At 51.3% G+C, this 15375-nt stretch carries 16 protein-coding genes, 1 tRNA gene and 1 pseudogene; 3 read left to right on the top strand and 15 right to left on the bottom strand.

Translation table 11 applies throughout. The features are described 5' to 3' along the window. Window positions 1–75 precede the first annotated feature (75 nt). From QMN93_RS10725 to QMN93_RS10695, 7 genes are all read right to left on the bottom strand, one after another. Complete coding sequence (locus tag QMN93_RS10725; protein WP_323619263.1) at window positions 76–1116, bottom strand: toll/interleukin-1 receptor domain-containing protein; 1041 nt, start codon at window positions 1114–1116, stop codon at window positions 76–78. A 1-nt stretch (window position 1117) separates the two neighbouring features. Then, window positions 1118–1630 carry a TIR domain-containing protein gene (locus QMN93_RS10720; RefSeq protein WP_081178146.1) on the bottom strand — a complete coding sequence of 171 codons (513 nt, stop codon included), beginning with the start codon at window positions 1628–1630 and terminating at the stop codon, window positions 1118–1120. Window positions 1631–1671: 41 nt separating this feature from the next. Then, complete coding sequence (locus QMN93_RS10715) at window positions 1672–2283, bottom strand: TIR domain-containing protein (protein WP_081178148.1); 612 nt, start codon at window positions 2281–2283, stop codon at window positions 1672–1674. Beyond that, window positions 2283–3011, bottom strand: coding sequence for a hypothetical protein (locus tag QMN93_RS10710; protein WP_032454839.1), 729 nt, complete (start codon window positions 3009–3011; stop codon window positions 2283–2285). Before QMN93_RS10710 ends, QMN93_RS10715 begins: the two co-directional genes overlap by 1 nt. 537 nt (window positions 3012–3548) lie before the next feature. Then, complete coding sequence (locus QMN93_RS10705) at window positions 3549–3881, bottom strand: type II toxin-antitoxin system PemK/MazF family toxin (RefSeq protein ID WP_064672767.1); 333 nt, start codon at window positions 3879–3881, stop codon at window positions 3549–3551. Then, complete coding sequence (locus QMN93_RS10700) at window positions 3882–4139, bottom strand: antitoxin (protein WP_033145928.1); 258 nt, start codon at window positions 4137–4139, stop codon at window positions 3882–3884. Window positions 4140–4430: 291 nt separating this feature from the next. Next, window positions 4431–4820, bottom strand: coding sequence for a RidA family protein (locus tag QMN93_RS10695; protein ID WP_193139525.1), 390 nt, complete (start codon window positions 4818–4820; stop codon window positions 4431–4433). A 141-nt stretch (window positions 4821–4961) separates the two neighbouring features. On the opposite strand from QMN93_RS10695, the pseudogene QMN93_RS10690 reads away from it, so the two are divergent. After that, window positions 4962–5881: pseudogene (locus tag QMN93_RS10690) on the top strand (LysR family transcriptional regulator). Window positions 5882–5955: 74 nt separating this feature from the next. On the opposite strand, the gene QMN93_RS10685 reads toward QMN93_RS10690, so the two are convergent. From QMN93_RS10685 to QMN93_RS10675, 3 genes are all read right to left on the bottom strand, one after another. Continuing rightward, window positions 5956–6258 carry an XRE family transcriptional regulator gene (locus QMN93_RS10685; RefSeq protein ID WP_058841454.1) on the bottom strand — a complete coding sequence of 101 codons (303 nt, stop codon included), beginning with the start codon at window positions 6256–6258 and terminating at the stop codon, window positions 5956–5958. A gap of 4 nt (window positions 6259–6262) precedes the next feature. Then, complete coding sequence (locus tag QMN93_RS10680) at window positions 6263–6616, bottom strand: type II toxin-antitoxin system RelE/ParE family toxin (protein WP_193139527.1); 354 nt, start codon at window positions 6614–6616, stop codon at window positions 6263–6265. A gap of 177 nt (window positions 6617–6793) precedes the next feature. Then, entirely contained in the window at window positions 6794–7687 is an 894-nt protein-coding gene (locus tag QMN93_RS10675) for a LysR substrate-binding domain-containing protein (protein ID WP_193139529.1), read from the bottom strand. 170 nt (window positions 7688–7857) lie between these two features. Here QMN93_RS10675 and QMN93_RS10670 point away from each other — a divergent pair, with 170 nt between their 5' ends. After that, complete coding sequence (locus QMN93_RS10670; protein WP_143346794.1) at window positions 7858–8466, top strand: glutathione S-transferase; 609 nt, start codon at window positions 7858–7860, stop codon at window positions 8464–8466. 43 nt (window positions 8467–8509) lie between these two features. Here QMN93_RS10670 and cbl read toward each other — a convergent pair whose 3' ends face one another. Both cbl and nac read right to left on the bottom strand, forming a co-directional pair. Beyond that, on the bottom strand, window positions 8510–9460 hold the full coding sequence (cbl, locus tag QMN93_RS10665) for an HTH-type transcriptional regulator Cbl (protein ID WP_023336219.1): 951 nt from the start codon (window positions 9458–9460) through the stop codon (window positions 8510–8512). Window positions 9461–9556: 96 nt separating this feature from the next. After that, window positions 9557–10474: a nitrogen assimilation transcriptional regulator NAC gene (gene nac, locus QMN93_RS10660; protein ID WP_008499475.1), complete on the bottom strand. Its 918-nt coding sequence runs from the start codon at window positions 10472–10474 to the stop codon at window positions 9557–9559. A 319-nt stretch (window positions 10475–10793) separates the two neighbouring features. Between nac and QMN93_RS10655 the strand changes: the two genes are divergently transcribed. Further along, a tRNA-Asn gene (locus QMN93_RS10655) sits at window positions 10794–10869 on the top strand. A gap of 145 nt (window positions 10870–11014) precedes the next feature. Here the strand turns inward: QMN93_RS10655 and ldtA are convergent. The 3 genes from ldtA to QMN93_RS10640 all read right to left on the bottom strand — a co-directional run bounded on the left by ldtA (window position 11015) and on the right by QMN93_RS10640 (window position 15145). Next, entirely contained in the window at window positions 11015–11911 is an 897-nt protein-coding gene (gene ldtA / locus QMN93_RS10650; RefSeq protein ID WP_193139531.1) for a L,D-transpeptidase, read from the bottom strand. 61 nt (window positions 11912–11972) lie between these two features. Further along, window positions 11973–14666 carry a cation-transporting P-type ATPase gene (locus QMN93_RS10645; protein ID WP_193139533.1) on the bottom strand — a complete coding sequence of 898 codons (2694 nt, stop codon included), beginning with the start codon at window positions 14664–14666 and terminating at the stop codon, window positions 11973–11975. Between the two features lie 47 nt (window positions 14667–14713). Then, complete coding sequence (locus QMN93_RS10640) at window positions 14714–15145, bottom strand: universal stress protein (protein ID WP_023312348.1); 432 nt, start codon at window positions 15143–15145, stop codon at window positions 14714–14716. Window positions 15146–15375 lie beyond the last annotated feature (230 nt).

Genomic DNA, 15375 nt, shown 5'->3' with positions numbered 1-15375 from the left:
CCGAACTTAAGGGTGGGTCAGGATATACAATTGTAGGTTGCCCAATACCGGGGAACTTTAAACCAGCAAGTGAAATTAACTCCGGCGCACGTGGAACAAACTGCACTGCACTGCACTTTGTTTAGTATTAACCAATTGTATACGACAACGCCACAGAAAATCTTTCAGAACCTCATCAAGCAGGCGTGCAATAATGATATTAATTCGTTCAGCCTGCTGGGGATCCATTCTCACTATGGGGACATTTCCCATATAAGGAAATCCCCTTTCATCCAATTCGCTAATACAGTTGGCAACAACTAAAGGTACACTATTACGTTTAGCTTCTATAATCTCTCTGCGACACCACTCACGCGAGGAATAAGAGTCGGTATGTATGGCAACAACTGCGCTTTGCGCCAGCTGTTTCAATAGCACCTGATGAAACCGAAGCCCAGCAGGGATATCATGGACATCAAAGAATGAACTTAACCCATGTCCACTATGTAATTGCTCACGTATCAAACGAGCAATCCTCTCTCCATCTTCATCATGTTTAGAATGGCTAAGAAATATCTGAACTTTCTTGAGATAATTAAGCAAATCATCTTCATCTTTTTCTGGTTGTTTCAGATGTTCCAGGTAATGGCGCAGCATCCTGCAAAATTCGTATGTAAGCTCACTAATCAATCGTATATGAAGATTTGCAGTATTGTTACTCCCATCCTGTATCCATTGGTCCCAGCGCAATGCCTGCTCTTCCAGTCCAAGATTTAATCCTTCTACTTCAATAGCAATGGGGAAAAGATGTGTACCCAGTCCAGCTATTTCCGACTGCGCGGATAGCTCCCGAAGGTAAGTCCCCCATTCAGGATCATTTGCCATACATGATTCTGCAAGTATAAGGACTGCGGTGGTCTCTGATTCTGAAAAATTGATCGGCAACGGCTTCCCCGTTTCAGGTAGAGGCTCAGAACGAAAAATAACACTTAAACCGGTTCCTCCAGCAACGTTCTGATAGAGTTCCCGACGAAAGTGTCCCCGCAATATTTCAGCCAGTCCAGCACCAGCGGCGAAATCCGGGTGCCAAATGATATAAACAACAAGAAATGGTTTTGCTAAATTCGTCTCAAGCATATTATGCATTCCTTAAGCGGCGTTCACGAGTATTTCTTATCAGAGTATTACTACGGCAATTGGCTTGTTCGATATATCCCCTACACGACGAAATGTTAGCTGTAAAATTAGCCCAACTTACCCACAGTGCATATCCAGAATCAATATTATCACTGAGTCGAGCGGGCACATTCACTCGTCCAGAAGAATTTGATAACAATGTTGGTAACTGGACACCAATAAGTCCATGTTGTTTATCAAGCGTCGCTTTAATTTCCCAGTCAATATATTTCCTCCCCCATGATTCATTACCGACCAAGACAATAGAACATGAAGTCCCTGTGATATAACACTCACGAATACGTCGCATGACATAGTCAATATCCTCACTATCAACTCGACGATCAAGGGAATTATCCGTTACAGCCTCATATTCGTCATGAAATTTTTTTGAGAATTCATTATAGTAATATTGGTCACCATCATGGTGGTAACTTAAAAAAACCTTTCTTTTAATTATTCCGCTATTATACATATCTGACCCCTTAAATTTATCTTAGCGTAAAAACAATCTAATCACCATAGTAAATTAGTTCTTATAGCAGGAACATCCGCGGGATTTTTCTTTGCTGCTGGTTCCATAACATTTCTTTCATCAAATGCCTGGTTAATATAAAATTCACTATTCCCTATAAAATCTGAATACTTAACTAGTGAGCAATAAACATCCATATCCTCATACTGAGGGACGACTTTTGAAAAGTTATGATTTTTTTTAATTAACCAAGGGAGATAATGTTCATAACCCCAATCAATGGTTCTAATTCCAATGCCGCAATTGCAAAAAACATCACTACATACACCAGAGCTAAATACGCTCGAATATATTTCATCTCTAATTACACCGATTAATCCAGCAGGATTCGCCCCCCATAAAGATGCTTGAATTTCTGAGTTAATGAAAGGTCTGTTGGCAGTTTCTGTACCTATGAGTACTACTGTTACGGTAGAGTCACCAAGATAGTCCTCCCGAATTTTCCGCATAATGTAATTTTCACTGACATTACTGCTGATATCCCCGTCACTTACGGACTTGTCAATAAATGACGCACCACCAAATGCTTCAATGATTCCGTCCTTCAAATCTTGTTCGTTTGCATGATGATAACTCAGAAAAGTTTTATGCATTACTCCTCCCACTTAGCAATATCGATGTTAAAAATACCACTAACTTCCTCACAGAAAAATTTATTAATGCATTCAAAATCAGCCATCAATTGGCTGAAATGATAGTAATGAGTCTGGATTATTCCAATTGGTGTTAAATGATAAGTTAAAGAAACATTTTCACCGTTAGAATCCTTATCCCTCGTCAATACAATATCGTTTGTTGAGATGTACTTATGCCAACGCCTGTAATTATTCTGATGTTTGGTAAGCAATTGATTCAGTTTTTTTAGCATTTTATTAGATATACGATACAACTCCATATCTCTTTTCCGCTTAACATCCAGCACTCTTATTTCAACACGAATGAAATTATAGATATCATATAAAGAGTTAAAAACCTCCTCAAATGAGTCAGAATGTGGATCAATTTTGAACACACTTCTTTTAGTATCAAGAAAATTGCGAACAGATCTTTTATATAGCAAGTCAGAACTATCAAATAAAATATTTAACCCACCGAAAGTTAATTTTTCTAACTTTAATGAATATTTTCTCTCTAAAATACCGAAAAACAAAAATATAGTAATCAATGATAATATAAGAATTGAAAGGAGCGATTTTACAAAATCAAAATTTGATATGATATTTTTTATAAACCACCATTGTGAGGCCGGTAAAAAAGAGAAGCACCCCATTAAAATAATTGCTATTAAAATAATTCCAACTAGTAACAATCCCCTGACCATAAGCGAATCCTTATGAAAAATTTCAATCAAGTTGCATTTTTATCAACATACTGAAAAAAAATATTATTCACTATTATCAATGAGTTAAAGCCACATAACACAATTACTAATTAATGCTCAGAGATTACTATACCCTGATTCGGATTTCTCCGAAATCCTTCAGGATATCAATTTCACTTTTCGCAGCCTGATTAAAAATTTGCGTATATCTGATGGAATGCATTGGAGTTTTCTCTAGACAAGCAGTGGATATCTTCATCAGCTAGCTGTCTGTGGCAATGCAGGACGGTCACAGATCACTAAAACATAATGCACCGGCAGAGTACCGATTGTACCTTATCCCCCCAATGGGCATTGCTTCTTCTTACAAGTGCATACATTTCTTAGAGGGGGTCATTCTGGTGGTCTTGACAGAAAAGGAATTCAGGTTTAGCTTACTTATTAGCCAGTTATTGGCAAAGGCGATCCCAGTCAGAGGAGCCAAATTTGAAAAGCCTGCTTTTGAAGCAGGCTTTTTGCTTTTCTGCGTCACTGATGTTAATTCAGAATCGCATCCAGCCTGGCAAGCACTTCATTTACAACGGCGTCAGGTATGCGTTCCAGCCGCATGCCGTTCCGGGCAGCCATATCAATGGTTCTGGGCTGGTCGCAGCGAATAACGCCCGTTGTTGTTGTTCCCGCCCCTTCCAGTGAAACGGTGAAACCTGCCGTACGTGCAAAGTTTCCGCCGCTGGTGACGGGAACCACTACCGGTAGCCGGGTCAGCTTGTTAAACGATGCCTTCGATACGATAAGAACCGGACGTTTTCCACTTTGCTCGTGGCCAGCAATCGGATCCAGCGAAACAAGCCAGATTTCCCCTCTGTCCATTTACAGGATCTCCCTGCCCACCGCAGGCGCATCGATCCATTCCCGCTCCTCTTCGCTCATTTCAGCGTGCGGATCGCACTGCGCCAGCAACTCCTCAAGCGAATAGTGAGGCCGCTTCTGGGGTTCAATAATCAGGCAGCCATTATTAATGGTCATGCCGACTTCGCTGTCCGTCGACAGCTCCAGCGTTTTCAGCACGGCGGGAGGAACCGCCAGCATGATGGATCCGCCGACCTTTTTCAGACGAGTTGTATACATAGCGCACCTCCGAATATTATATTTTAATATAACATTTATGGCGGGAAGTGCACAATTAGTCATCAGATTCATGGTGATTTCCTTTTCGTATTTAGGTGTCCATAAAGCCGTTATCCATCGAAGGACAGTGCAGGCGGGAACGAAGCGCGGAACTAAGAAGGCTGATAATAGAAAACTCTTTTTGCGGTTCAAAGGATTATGGCGAATCGGATAAACGAAATGCGAGGCGGCTTCCGGATCGGAGCTGCGCCCGCTGTATTGTCTTTTGACCGTCGGAAAGACCCGTAACGCTCAGGGCAGCCTGGCAATCACCTTAATTTCAAACTGGAATCCGTACAGCCACGTCACGCCGATCCCGGTCAACGTAGGGTAAGGCGCTTCCCCCCAATATTCTGGCAGGATACTCCAGATAGCGTCGAGGTTTGACTCGGGATCGACGACAAAGCGGGTAACGTCAACCACGTCATCGAACGTGCAGCCCGCAGCCGCAAGAACAGCATTAAGGTTATCGAATGCCAGCCGGATCTGCGCGTTGAGATCCTCTTCAGGCGAACCATCCTCCCGGCTACCAACCTGTCCCGAAACAAACAGGAAGCCGTTAGATTTGATGGCGGGTGAATACCGGTTGCGCTCGTAGAGCGCCTGCCGACCGAAGGGAAAAACGGCTTCGCGTGTTGTCATGTTTGTGCCTCTGTAATGGGGCGAAATCTGCCCGGTGAACATAAAGACACTTTACAGTTGCTGTAGCGGGCGGATAAACAAGCGACTTTGTCCATCATTGTTTGTAATATCCAAACAATCGGTGAAAAGAGAGAACAACGGATGGATCGTTTCGATGCGATGCGCGCCTTTGCTCGCGTGGTGGAGGCAGGCAGTTTCACCAGGGCTGCCCAAACGCTTCATATGAGCAAAACCACGGTGACGCAGCTTATTCAACAGCTGGAAGCGCGCCTGCGCGTCAAGCTGCTCCACCGCACCACCCGCAGGCTCGGTGTAACTCCTGATGGCGCGGTCTACTACGAGCGCGTCATCCGCCTGCTGGCGGACATGGAAGATGCTGAAAACAGCCTGTCCAGTGCGACGATGACGCCCCGGGGGCGACTACGGGTGGACGTGCCACTCCTCTTGCCCGCCTGGTGCTGGTGCCCGCGCTACCGGCTTTTCACGCGCGCTACCCGGATATCCAGTTCGACATGGGCGTGAGTGACCGGGTGGTGGATCTGATCGGCGACAACGTGGATTGCGTCGTGCGCGGCGGTGAAATCAACGACCAGTCCCTGATCGCACGCCATGTCGGCGATTTGCAAATCGGTGTTTACGTCGCACCGAGCTATGTGGAACGCCTCGGCGCACCTGCGCATCCGCGAGAGCTGGAAAACACGGACCATCGCATAGTGGGATTCTTGTCCTCACGCACCGGTAAGGTTGATCCTCTGGTACTGCACGGTGAGAGCGAACATATTGAAATCACGGGTAGCTACGTGCTTGCAGTGGATGATGGCAATGCCTACCTCGAAGCCGGGCTCGCGGGATTAGGCGTGATTGCGCTACCCGTTTATATGGCGGCAGCACATCAGGCTTGTGGCTCCTTGATTCCGCTATTTGAAGACTGGCGTATTAACCCAATGCCCCTGTACCTGGCCTTTCCGCCGAACCGCCACGTTAACGCCAAACTGCGCGTTTTTATTGACTGGATCGTTGAATTGATGCAGCAGCATGTCCCCACTTCTACCCATAAATAACTGCATCTATTCGTTCATCACCGCGAGTGACGGTCATGCTGGCGGTTTTGAAGCAGGTTTTTTGCTTTTCTGCCCTACAGCACTAACTCATAGTGCGAGCCGTCCGGCAGCTCCACATCAAGCCGCAGCTTTCCGCCCGCCGCCTCAACGTAGCGCTTGAGAGAAGAGAGTTTCAAATCGCGCCCGGGCTTTTCCATTACCGCAACGGTAGGTTGCCTGATACCCAACGCCTGCGCCATTTCTACCTGCGTTTTTTGTACTTTCTCGCGTAACTCAGCAAGATGAATGTTGAGCAAAATATCCGTTGCTATCGCCTGAGCGCTGGCGACAACCTCCGGCTTTTCATCCGCTATAAGCTGCTCAAGGGTTCTTCCCATCGCGCTATTCCCTCTCTTTTAATGTATCCAGCCAGTGAGTGAATTCCTGGTCAGCAACGAGAAGCATCTCATCGTAGAATCGCCTTTCATTGCCGATCTTATTGCCCGCACAAAGCACGATACCCGTGCGGTTTGGATCAAAGGCGAAAAACGCCCGCAAGGGATCGCCCTTACTCTGAATACGTAGCTCTTTCATGTTGCTGTGACGAGAGCCTTTAAGCGTATCAGCGTAGGGTCTCGATAAACCCGGCCCCTTCTCTCGCAAAACAAACAGTGCTGCAAGTACGCTGGCGCGATCGGTATCGTCAAGCGAAGTGAACCAGCGATCAAACCTGTCCGTCGTGTTAATTGCCCACACAAGACCCCCCATCCAATATAGATCAAAAGCTATATACATGCAAAGCTATAGCGATGATTATGCAGAGATGGAAAAGCAGAATCTTGTGGGGTTACGGAAATACTGAATGCGTGCCGGAGTAATTCTATGTATCCCTTGTTGGATATTCATTTTGTTACGAGCAGCATCGAAAAAAGTTCAGCAGCCCGTCAACTGCCGCCAGGCTGCCACTTCCTCATCCAGCCACGCGACAAAAAGAGCCACCTCCGGCTTCGTCTCCGTTGACCGCGCTGTCACCAGCCAGTAAGGCCAGGGATACGGCGCGGTAATGGAGGTTAGCTGGACCAGTTCACCCCGGGTGATGGCATCCTGAACCAGAGAGCGGCGCTCCAGCGCGATCCCTTTCCCGAGCCGAACGGCTTCGATAATTAAATTCGAGTCGTTAATGCATAAACCGCCAGGCACGATCTCTTTCTCCAGCCCCGCATTCACGCACCACGTTTTCCACGACTCCATGGAAAAAATAATATGACTTTTTGCAATCTCAGCCGGCGTAGCGGGCAACACACCGTCGTTATAGCCAGGCGCGGCCACCACAATGAGTTCATCGGAAAAAAGGTACTGGCTTTCGCTCCCTTCCCAGTTTCCTTTCCCCATCCGTATCGAGATGTCTATCCCCTCCTGCTGCAGGCTGGTGACCGTCAGGCTGGCCTGGTTCCGAAGGGTGATAAGCGGATATTTCGCCCGAAAGCGTTCCAGACGCGGCAACAGCCAGTGGCATCCAAAAGACGGCACCATCGCCAGCGTCAGCTCCTGCTTTCTCGGCTTCACCTGTACAAGCCGGGTGGCATCCGCAATATGGTTCAACGCCTCGCGTACCTGTAAGGCATAGAGCCTCCCTTCTTCGTTGATCTGCACCCCGCGTCCCTGACGGATAAAGAGCTTTACGCCCACCATCTCCTCCAGCAGTTTGATCTGCTGGCTGATTGCGGAATGGGTAACGTGGAGTTCTTTCGCCGCCAGCGTCACGCTGCCAAGACGGGCGACGGCTTCAAAGCTTCGCAAACTGGCAATGGGTGGAAAATCCGACATGAAAGCACTCCCTTATCCGCGCTGGATGTATAACGGCAACTTGCCCACATGTCAGTAATACTAACCTTTACGGTAAGATACTGAAGATATTCGCCAGGAAGTTTGTATTGTACTGTCTGTTCATCCTCTTCAATGACGCGTTATTTCACAGAGACAGGAAAACGGCAACGATGATTAAGCTTGTTGGCATGATGGATTCACCTTATGTACGGCGCGTGGCGATCTCCCTTGAGCTTTATGGCGTTGAGTTTGAAAGCCAGCCGCTGTCGGTATTCAGCACCTTCGACGCGTTCTCCCGAATCAACCCCGCGGTAAAAGCGCCCACGCTGATTCTGGATAACGGAATACGTTTGATGGATTCGTCGCTGATACTGAATTATTTCGAGGCTCAGGCCACACCCGAGCGGAGACTTCTGCCCGTCGCGCCGGATGCGCTGGCAAACGATATTCAGACGCTGGGTTTTATCCTCGCCGCCGCAGAGAAAGCCGTGCAAAATGTGTATGAGCACAACCAGCGCCCGGTGGAAAAGCAGCACGCTTTATGGGTCGATCGCATTACCACCCAGCTGCTGGCGGCCTGCAGGGAATGGAATGCCTTGCTGGAGACGCGTCCGGCCTCCGCCGTTCCCGATCAGGTTGCCGTCACGAGCACGGTTGTCTGGACGTTTATTCAGTCGATGATCCCGCACGTCGTTAACGCAGCGGATTTTAGAGAGATTCAGGCGGTTACCGAATCATTCGAATCACAGGCGGTCTTTAAAAAATATCCGTTCAGCTAAGCGATGAGCCCGGTCAGCGCAGCGCTACCGGGCAAATCAGCACCTAAATCTGATAATCAATCGCCACTTCTTCCGGCTCCATCACCTGGCGTTTAATCTCATCCACCGACAGCCCGGCGTTACAGAGTTCGATAAAGCGCCACACGTAGTTGCGCTGCAGCTGCCCGCGCTTCAGGCCAAGCCATACGGTGTTTGCGTCGAACAGATGACGCGTATCAAGACGCACCAGGTTCCCGTCCTCGCGTTCTCCGCTGGACTGTTCCGCCACCAGACCAATGCCCAGACCCAGCTCGACGTAGGTTTTGATCACGTCAGAATCCTGCGCGCTCAGCACCACGTCCGGCGTTAGCCCTTTGCGGTTGAAGGCCTCGTCTATGCGCGAGCGTCCGGTGATCCCCTGGCGGTAAGTAATCAGCGGCCATTTCGCAACGTCTTCCAGCGTCAGAGGGGAAACCTGATTCAGCGGATGATCGACCGGGAGTAACAGGCTGTGGTACCAGCGGAACCAGGGAAAGGCCACCAGCAGCGGGTCGTTGCTCAGGCGTTCGCTGGCAATGCCGATATCCGCCCCACCGTTTTGCAGCAGCACTTCAATTTCCTGCGGCGTGCCCTGGATGAGCTCCAGACGGACGTCGGGGAAAAGTTCGCGGAACGCTTTAATCACCGGCGGCAGGCTGTAGCGCGCCTGGGTGTGGGTGGTGGCGATGGTGAGTACGCCCGAGGCGTCATTGGTAAAGAGATCCGCCAGACGACGCACGTTGCTTGCCTCGTTGAGGATCCGCTCAGCGATGGTGAGCAAAGCCTTACCCGGCTCCGTCATGCCGAGCAGCCGCTTGCCGCGACGGATAAAGATCTCTATGCCCAGCTCCTCTTCCAGCTCGCGGATGTGGCGGCTGACGCCGGACTGAGAGGTATAAAGCATATTGGCGACCTCGGTCAGGTTGTAGTCCCGCCTGGCCGCCTCACGGATAATTTTAAGTTGCTGGAAATTCACGATTCACTCCGGCGCATCTGACATAGCTCTATTGTTAGAGTCAGCCGCGCTGCAGAACAAATAATAAAAACCAGCATCTTATGCTTTTATGGAATATCAGCTCACGAGCTGGAGTTCACGGTTCTCAAGCGACGGCTTGCTGACCAGCGACATCAAAATCTCTTTTACCGCCTGCGCCTGCGGCGACAGCGAACCGCGTGCAGACATGTTCAGCGACAGCGGCAGGCTCATCGAAGGCGTGGTGATCCGCGCCATCCAGCCGTTCGCCGCGCTGCACAGCGAGCGTGCTGCGGATTCCGGCAGAACCGTCACCCCCATTCCGCTGGCAATGGCCGCGGTGAGCGTGGAGATTGAGTCAATTTCGCCGATGATTTTGGCCGTCAGGCGGCGCAGGGAGAACGCTTCGTCCACGCGCACGCGCACGGCGCTGTAGTCGCGCGGCAGATAAAGGTTCATCTCTGCCACGGCGGTAAGGTCTACGCTCTGGCCCGGACAGTCGCGGGTGCCCACGAGATAGAGATCTTCTTTCAGCAGCGGCTGGCTGGTGATGCCGGCGACCGGGGAGCGATCGTAAAGGACCGCCATATCCAGCTGGCCGTTGAGCAGTTTGTCATTCAGCACGGAACCGCTGTTTTCGTGCAGGTACACCAGCACTTCAGGCAGCTCGGCGCGGACGGCCTGCAGCAGCGGCATGGTAATAGAGGATGCGGCCGTTCCCGGCGCCAGGCCGATAGACACGTGCCCGCTCAGGGTCTGTCCCACGTTATTCACCGCCAGCTGCGCCTGTTCACACTGGCGGAGGATGGTGCGCGCATGGGTATACAGGATTTTGCCTGCTTCCGTTGGCGTGACGCCGCGTTTGGTGCGGATCAACAGCTGCTGATCCATCTCGCCTTCCAGAGTAGCCACCTGCTGGCTCAGCGCAGGCTGCGCGATATGCAGCACTTCTGCCGCTTGAGTCAGGCTGCCGATATCGACGATTTTTACGAAGTATTTCAGTCGTCTTAAGTTCATTTTGCCCCCTGTTCGAAATGCTGTGCCGGAACCGGCTGTCGTTGTTGAACAGGTTTTGCAATATGAATGCCACTTTTACCAGGCGGTCCAAATTGTTCGCTAAGCGCCTGAAAATAAGGAAACCTAATCATGGAGGGGGTTTTATTACCGAAACAGCAGTTTATGATCTGCCCCATTAGGGGTATACCCGCACCATGACGGTGCATTCCGCTGCCAAAAACATCACTTTGCCGATTTTGTCAGCAAACGATCAAAAGGCGTTGATCCACCCTTTGACAAGGCGAACGCAGGTCGATAATATGCGCCCCGTTCACACGATTCCTCTGTAGTTCAGTCGGTAGAACGGCGGACTGTTAATCCGTATGTCACTGGTTCGAGTCCAGTCAGAGGAGCCAAATTTGAAAAGCCTGCTTTTAAAGCAGGCTTTTTGCTTTTCTGCGCAAGGTAAATGCAAAACGGCAACCGGGTTGCCGTTTTTAGTGTTTGCACCCTCTCCCGCGGGAGAGGGCTGGGGTGAGGGCACCAGCCCGCGCTATCCCTTCACATGCCAATCTTAACCGGCATTCCCGACCGCCGTTCCAGTTCAGCGCCCGCGCCCTCGTTTATCAGCTGCGTCCGCTGCGCGGCTGAAATAGGCAGCGGCACTTTCCGGGTTGACTCAAACTCCGCGCGGTTACGCGATAATGGCTCGTGAACTTCTACCCAGCTGCTGCCGTCCGGCTCCGTGGTGACTTTAACGGGCCTGTCGATCAGCTGCACGCGGGTTCCCACGGGAACGTTATCGAAAAGATACTTGATGTCGTTATTACGCAGACGGATACAGCCCTGACTTACCCGCAGCCCGATGCCGAAATTCGAGTTTGTGCCGTGAATGGCATACAGCCTGCCGATATAAATCGCATACAGCCCCATCGGGTTATCCGGCCCGGCGGGCACGAATGCCGGCAGCGTTTTCCCTTCTGCCGCATAGGCACGGCGCGTATTCGGCGTCGGAGACCAGGTTGGCCCCTCCTGCTTACGCTCAACGGCCGTCACCCAGTTACGCGGGGTTTCACGCCCGGCCTGACCGATACCGATGGGCAGCACCTCAACGGTGTTACCGCCGGGCGGGTAGTAGTAGAGGCGCATTTCTGCCGCGTTAACGATAATGCCCTCGCGGACGGTGTCAGGCAAAATCAGCTGCTGGGGTATCACCAGCCGGGTGCCGGGTTTGGGCAAAAAAGGATCCACGCCCGGGTTTGCTTCCAGCAGGTTGCTCAGCCCCTGCCCGTACCGCGCGGCAAAGGCTTCCAGAGGCAGCGTGTTGCCTTCGGGAACGGTGATGATAATCGGGTTTCCCACCAGACGACTGCCTTCCGGCGGAAGCGTATAGGTTACGGCAAACGCACCGGGTACAGCGGCACACAGCGTAAGGACGAACCAGGTAAGTCGAATCATAGTTTTCTGCGCTCAAAAAAGAGAAAGCCCGGACTCAGGCAGGCTTTCTCAGTTTACGCTATCACGCCTCGGTTTTGCGCCACCTGCGCGTCAGCACTTTCTCCGCCTCGACAATAAGGAACATCACAAAACCAATCAGGAAGGTGATGACCCAGTAGCGGAACGGCAGCGCTTCGGTGCCAAACAGCATCTGCATGAACGGTGCGTAAATGATAAGAAGCTGTAGCGCCAGCAGTACGCCGCTCACGATCCAAATCCCTTTGTTCGCCAGCAGGCCTTTGCTCAGCGAGAAGCCGTCATTAACGCGGCAGTTGAGCATGTAGAACCACTGCGCAGTGACCAGGGTTTGCAGCAGCACGGTGCGGATAAATTCTGCCGAGTAGCCGCGCGGCTGTAGCCAGGCTTCCAGCACGAAGGCGCTGATGGCAATCATCAGACCGACAAACACCACGCGCCAGATGGCATAGCCGTCCATCACATGGAGATTCGCCTTTCGCGGTGGCCGGTTCATGATGTCCTTCTCACCCGCTTCAAACGCCAGGCCAAACGACAGCGTTGCCGACGTCGCCATGTTCATCCACAGGATCAGGACCGGCGTCAGCGGGATCAGGTTCCCCGCCAGCAGCGCGATGATAATCAGCAGGGCCTGCGCGATGTTGCTGGGGATAACGAACAGAATGGTCTTTTTCAGGTTATCGTAAACCCGACGCCCCTCGTGCACCGCGCTGGCAATGGTGGCAAAGTTGTCATCCGTTAACACCATGTCGGCGGCTTCCTTGGTGACTTCAGTCCCCTTAATCCCCATGGCGATACCCACATCCGCCCGCTTGAGCGCCGGGGCATCATTTACGCCATCCCCGGTCATGCCCACGACTTCCTGTTTACTTTGCAGAGCCTGCACAAGGCGGAATTTATCCTCCGGGCTGGTTCGGGCGAAAATATCGTACTGCTGTGCGGCGTCGCTCAGCTGACGATCGTCCATCGCCTCCAGCTCACGTCCGGTGATAGCGCTTGCGGCGTTACCAATCCCCAACATTTGCCCAATGCTCATTGCCGTTTGCGGGTGGTCGCCGGTGATCATTTTCACGCGGATCCCGGCCTGCAGACAGTCGGCAATGGCGGTAATGGCCTCCGGACGCGGCGGATCCATCATTCCTGCGATACCCAGCAGGATCACGCCGTCATGCAGGTCCGGGTGATCCAGCTCGCGTTGTCCCTCGCGGGCAGGTTTCCAGGCCGCGGCCACCATGCGCAGACCTTCCCGGGCATACTCTTCAATCTTCCCTTCCCAGTAAGGCTGATCGAACGGCTGCAGTCCGTCATTCGTCTGCTGGTACTGGCAGAGGCGGAACAGGACGTCCGGCGCGCCGGTGATTAAAATCACCTCTTCATCGCCCAGCCGGTACAGGGTGGACATGTATTTATATTGCGAATCAAACGGGATTTTACTGCGCATTTCGGTGTCGACCGGTGGGAGCGGGATTTTCGCCGCCAGCACCTTCAGAGCGCCCTCGGTTGGCCCCCCGGTGATTTTCCACAGCCCCTGCTCGTCTTTGATCAGCTGGCTGTCATTACAGAGGTCAATGGTGCGCAGGTAGCGTTCCAGCAGGGAACCCTGCGTCACGCTGACGGGCGTCGGGTCATCTACGGGGTGAATATTCCCCACCGGTTCGTAGCTGTCGCCCTCTACGCGATAGGTCGTGTCAGCGGTAATCACCGCTTTGACCGTCATTTCATTCATCGTCAGGGTGCCGGTTTTATCCGAGCAGATGACCGTCATCGCCCCCAGCGTTTCCACGGTAGGCAGCTTGCGAATGATGGCCTTGCGACGCGCCATGGCCTGTACGCCAAGCGAAAGGATGATGGAAATGATGGCCGGCAGGCCTTCCGGCACGGCGGCAACGGCGAGGCTAATAAGCGACAGCACCAGTTCAGAAACCGGCATATCCCGGAACAGGAGGCTAAAGACAAACAGCGCCATCATCATCACCAGGATAGTGATGAAGATGGTCTTACCGAGCTTATCCATCTGCACCATCAGCGGCGTGCGGTGTTTTTCAATGTCGGACATCATCTGATTGATGTGGCCCAGTTCGGTCTCGCCCCCGGTTGCCACCACCACGCCTTTACCGCCGCCGGAGCTAACGGTAGTGCCTGAGTAGAGCAGATTATACCGGTCACCTAAGGGCAGTTCCCCGCTTAACGCATCGCTGTTTTTCTCAACAACGGTGGATTCGCCGGTCAGGATGGCCTCCTCCACGCGAAGGTTATGCGCTTCAATCACGCGCAGGTCCGCAGGGATACGATCCCCGGCGCGGATCACCACGATATCTCCCGGAACCAGCGCCGTGGTGGGGATCGTTTCATGATTCCCCTGTCGTACCACCACGGCTTCGCTGGAGAGCATATTGCGAATGCTCTGCAGCGATTTTTCAGCGTTGCTCTCCTGGATATGGCCAATCAGCGCGTTAATGATGGCAACCCCAAGGATCACAAACATGTCTACCCAGTGGCCCATGAAGAGCTTAAGCAACGCGGCCACCAGCAGAACGTAAATCAATACGTCGTTAAAATGCGCCAGGAAGCGCAGCCAGGCGGGTTTGCCCTTTTTTTGCGGTAACGCATTCTCACCGTGCTGCTGAAGCCGGGCTGATGCCTCTGTGCCGCTAAGGCCTTCCAGGGTGGAGTGAATATTCGACAGGGTTTCATCAACGGTTTGTTGATAATACGGACGTTCAGGTTTTCCTGTTTTCATCGTTCCTTCCTCAGGTTCTATTCAGAAATCACCTTGCTTCTCTGTAATTAACGAATAACGAAAACAGGAACATGTGCGTAACGAACAATACTTGCCGCCTCCGATCCTAACAAATGGGTTTGAATATTTGGATTTCGCGAGCCGACAATAATCGCGCCGACGGTAAGTTCATCCGCCAGCTTAATAACCTCATCACGAACATTTCCGCTACGGACGTGGAGATGAACACGCTCTTCTGGCAGATTTACTTTTTTGACCAGGTCAGACAGCTTTTCTTTCGAATTATTAATCATATATTCATCCATTTTGCGCGCATCTGAAATAAAACCACGCGTCAGTTCGGCTGAAAATTTGGGCATGACGTGCAGCAAATGAATGTCACCCGATGCGCTTTGCGCCAGAAACTGTGCATGCTGCAACGCTTTATCCGCAAGGCTTGTCTCGTAGACATCCACCGGAACGAGAATGTTTTTATACATATCGAGCATCCTTTTTATAACCAACACGAGAGTGAATGAAGCAAAAAAACGCATTAAATGCAGGGGGTTGCCCTTAATGCCAGTTACGGTAAAAAAAGATGATTAACATTAAACGTAGCACAGGAATATCAGGTTTAGCGCCTCCCCACTGATAATGGTTATTTAACATTTATCTTTTCGCCGACTATGCTCATAGTCAGCTACCGCTTCCGGCTCATGGAGGAATGTAT

Origin of the sequence: Enterobacter sp. R-1.6.2 (genome assembly GCF_035064085.1) — a bacterium.
GTDB classification, from domain to species: Bacteria; Pseudomonadota; Gammaproteobacteria; order Enterobacterales; family Enterobacteriaceae; genus Enterobacter; species Enterobacter asburiae_B.
The sequence above is the reverse complement of the archived record's forward strand: the minus strand, read 5'-3'. Positions and strand labels throughout refer to the sequence as shown.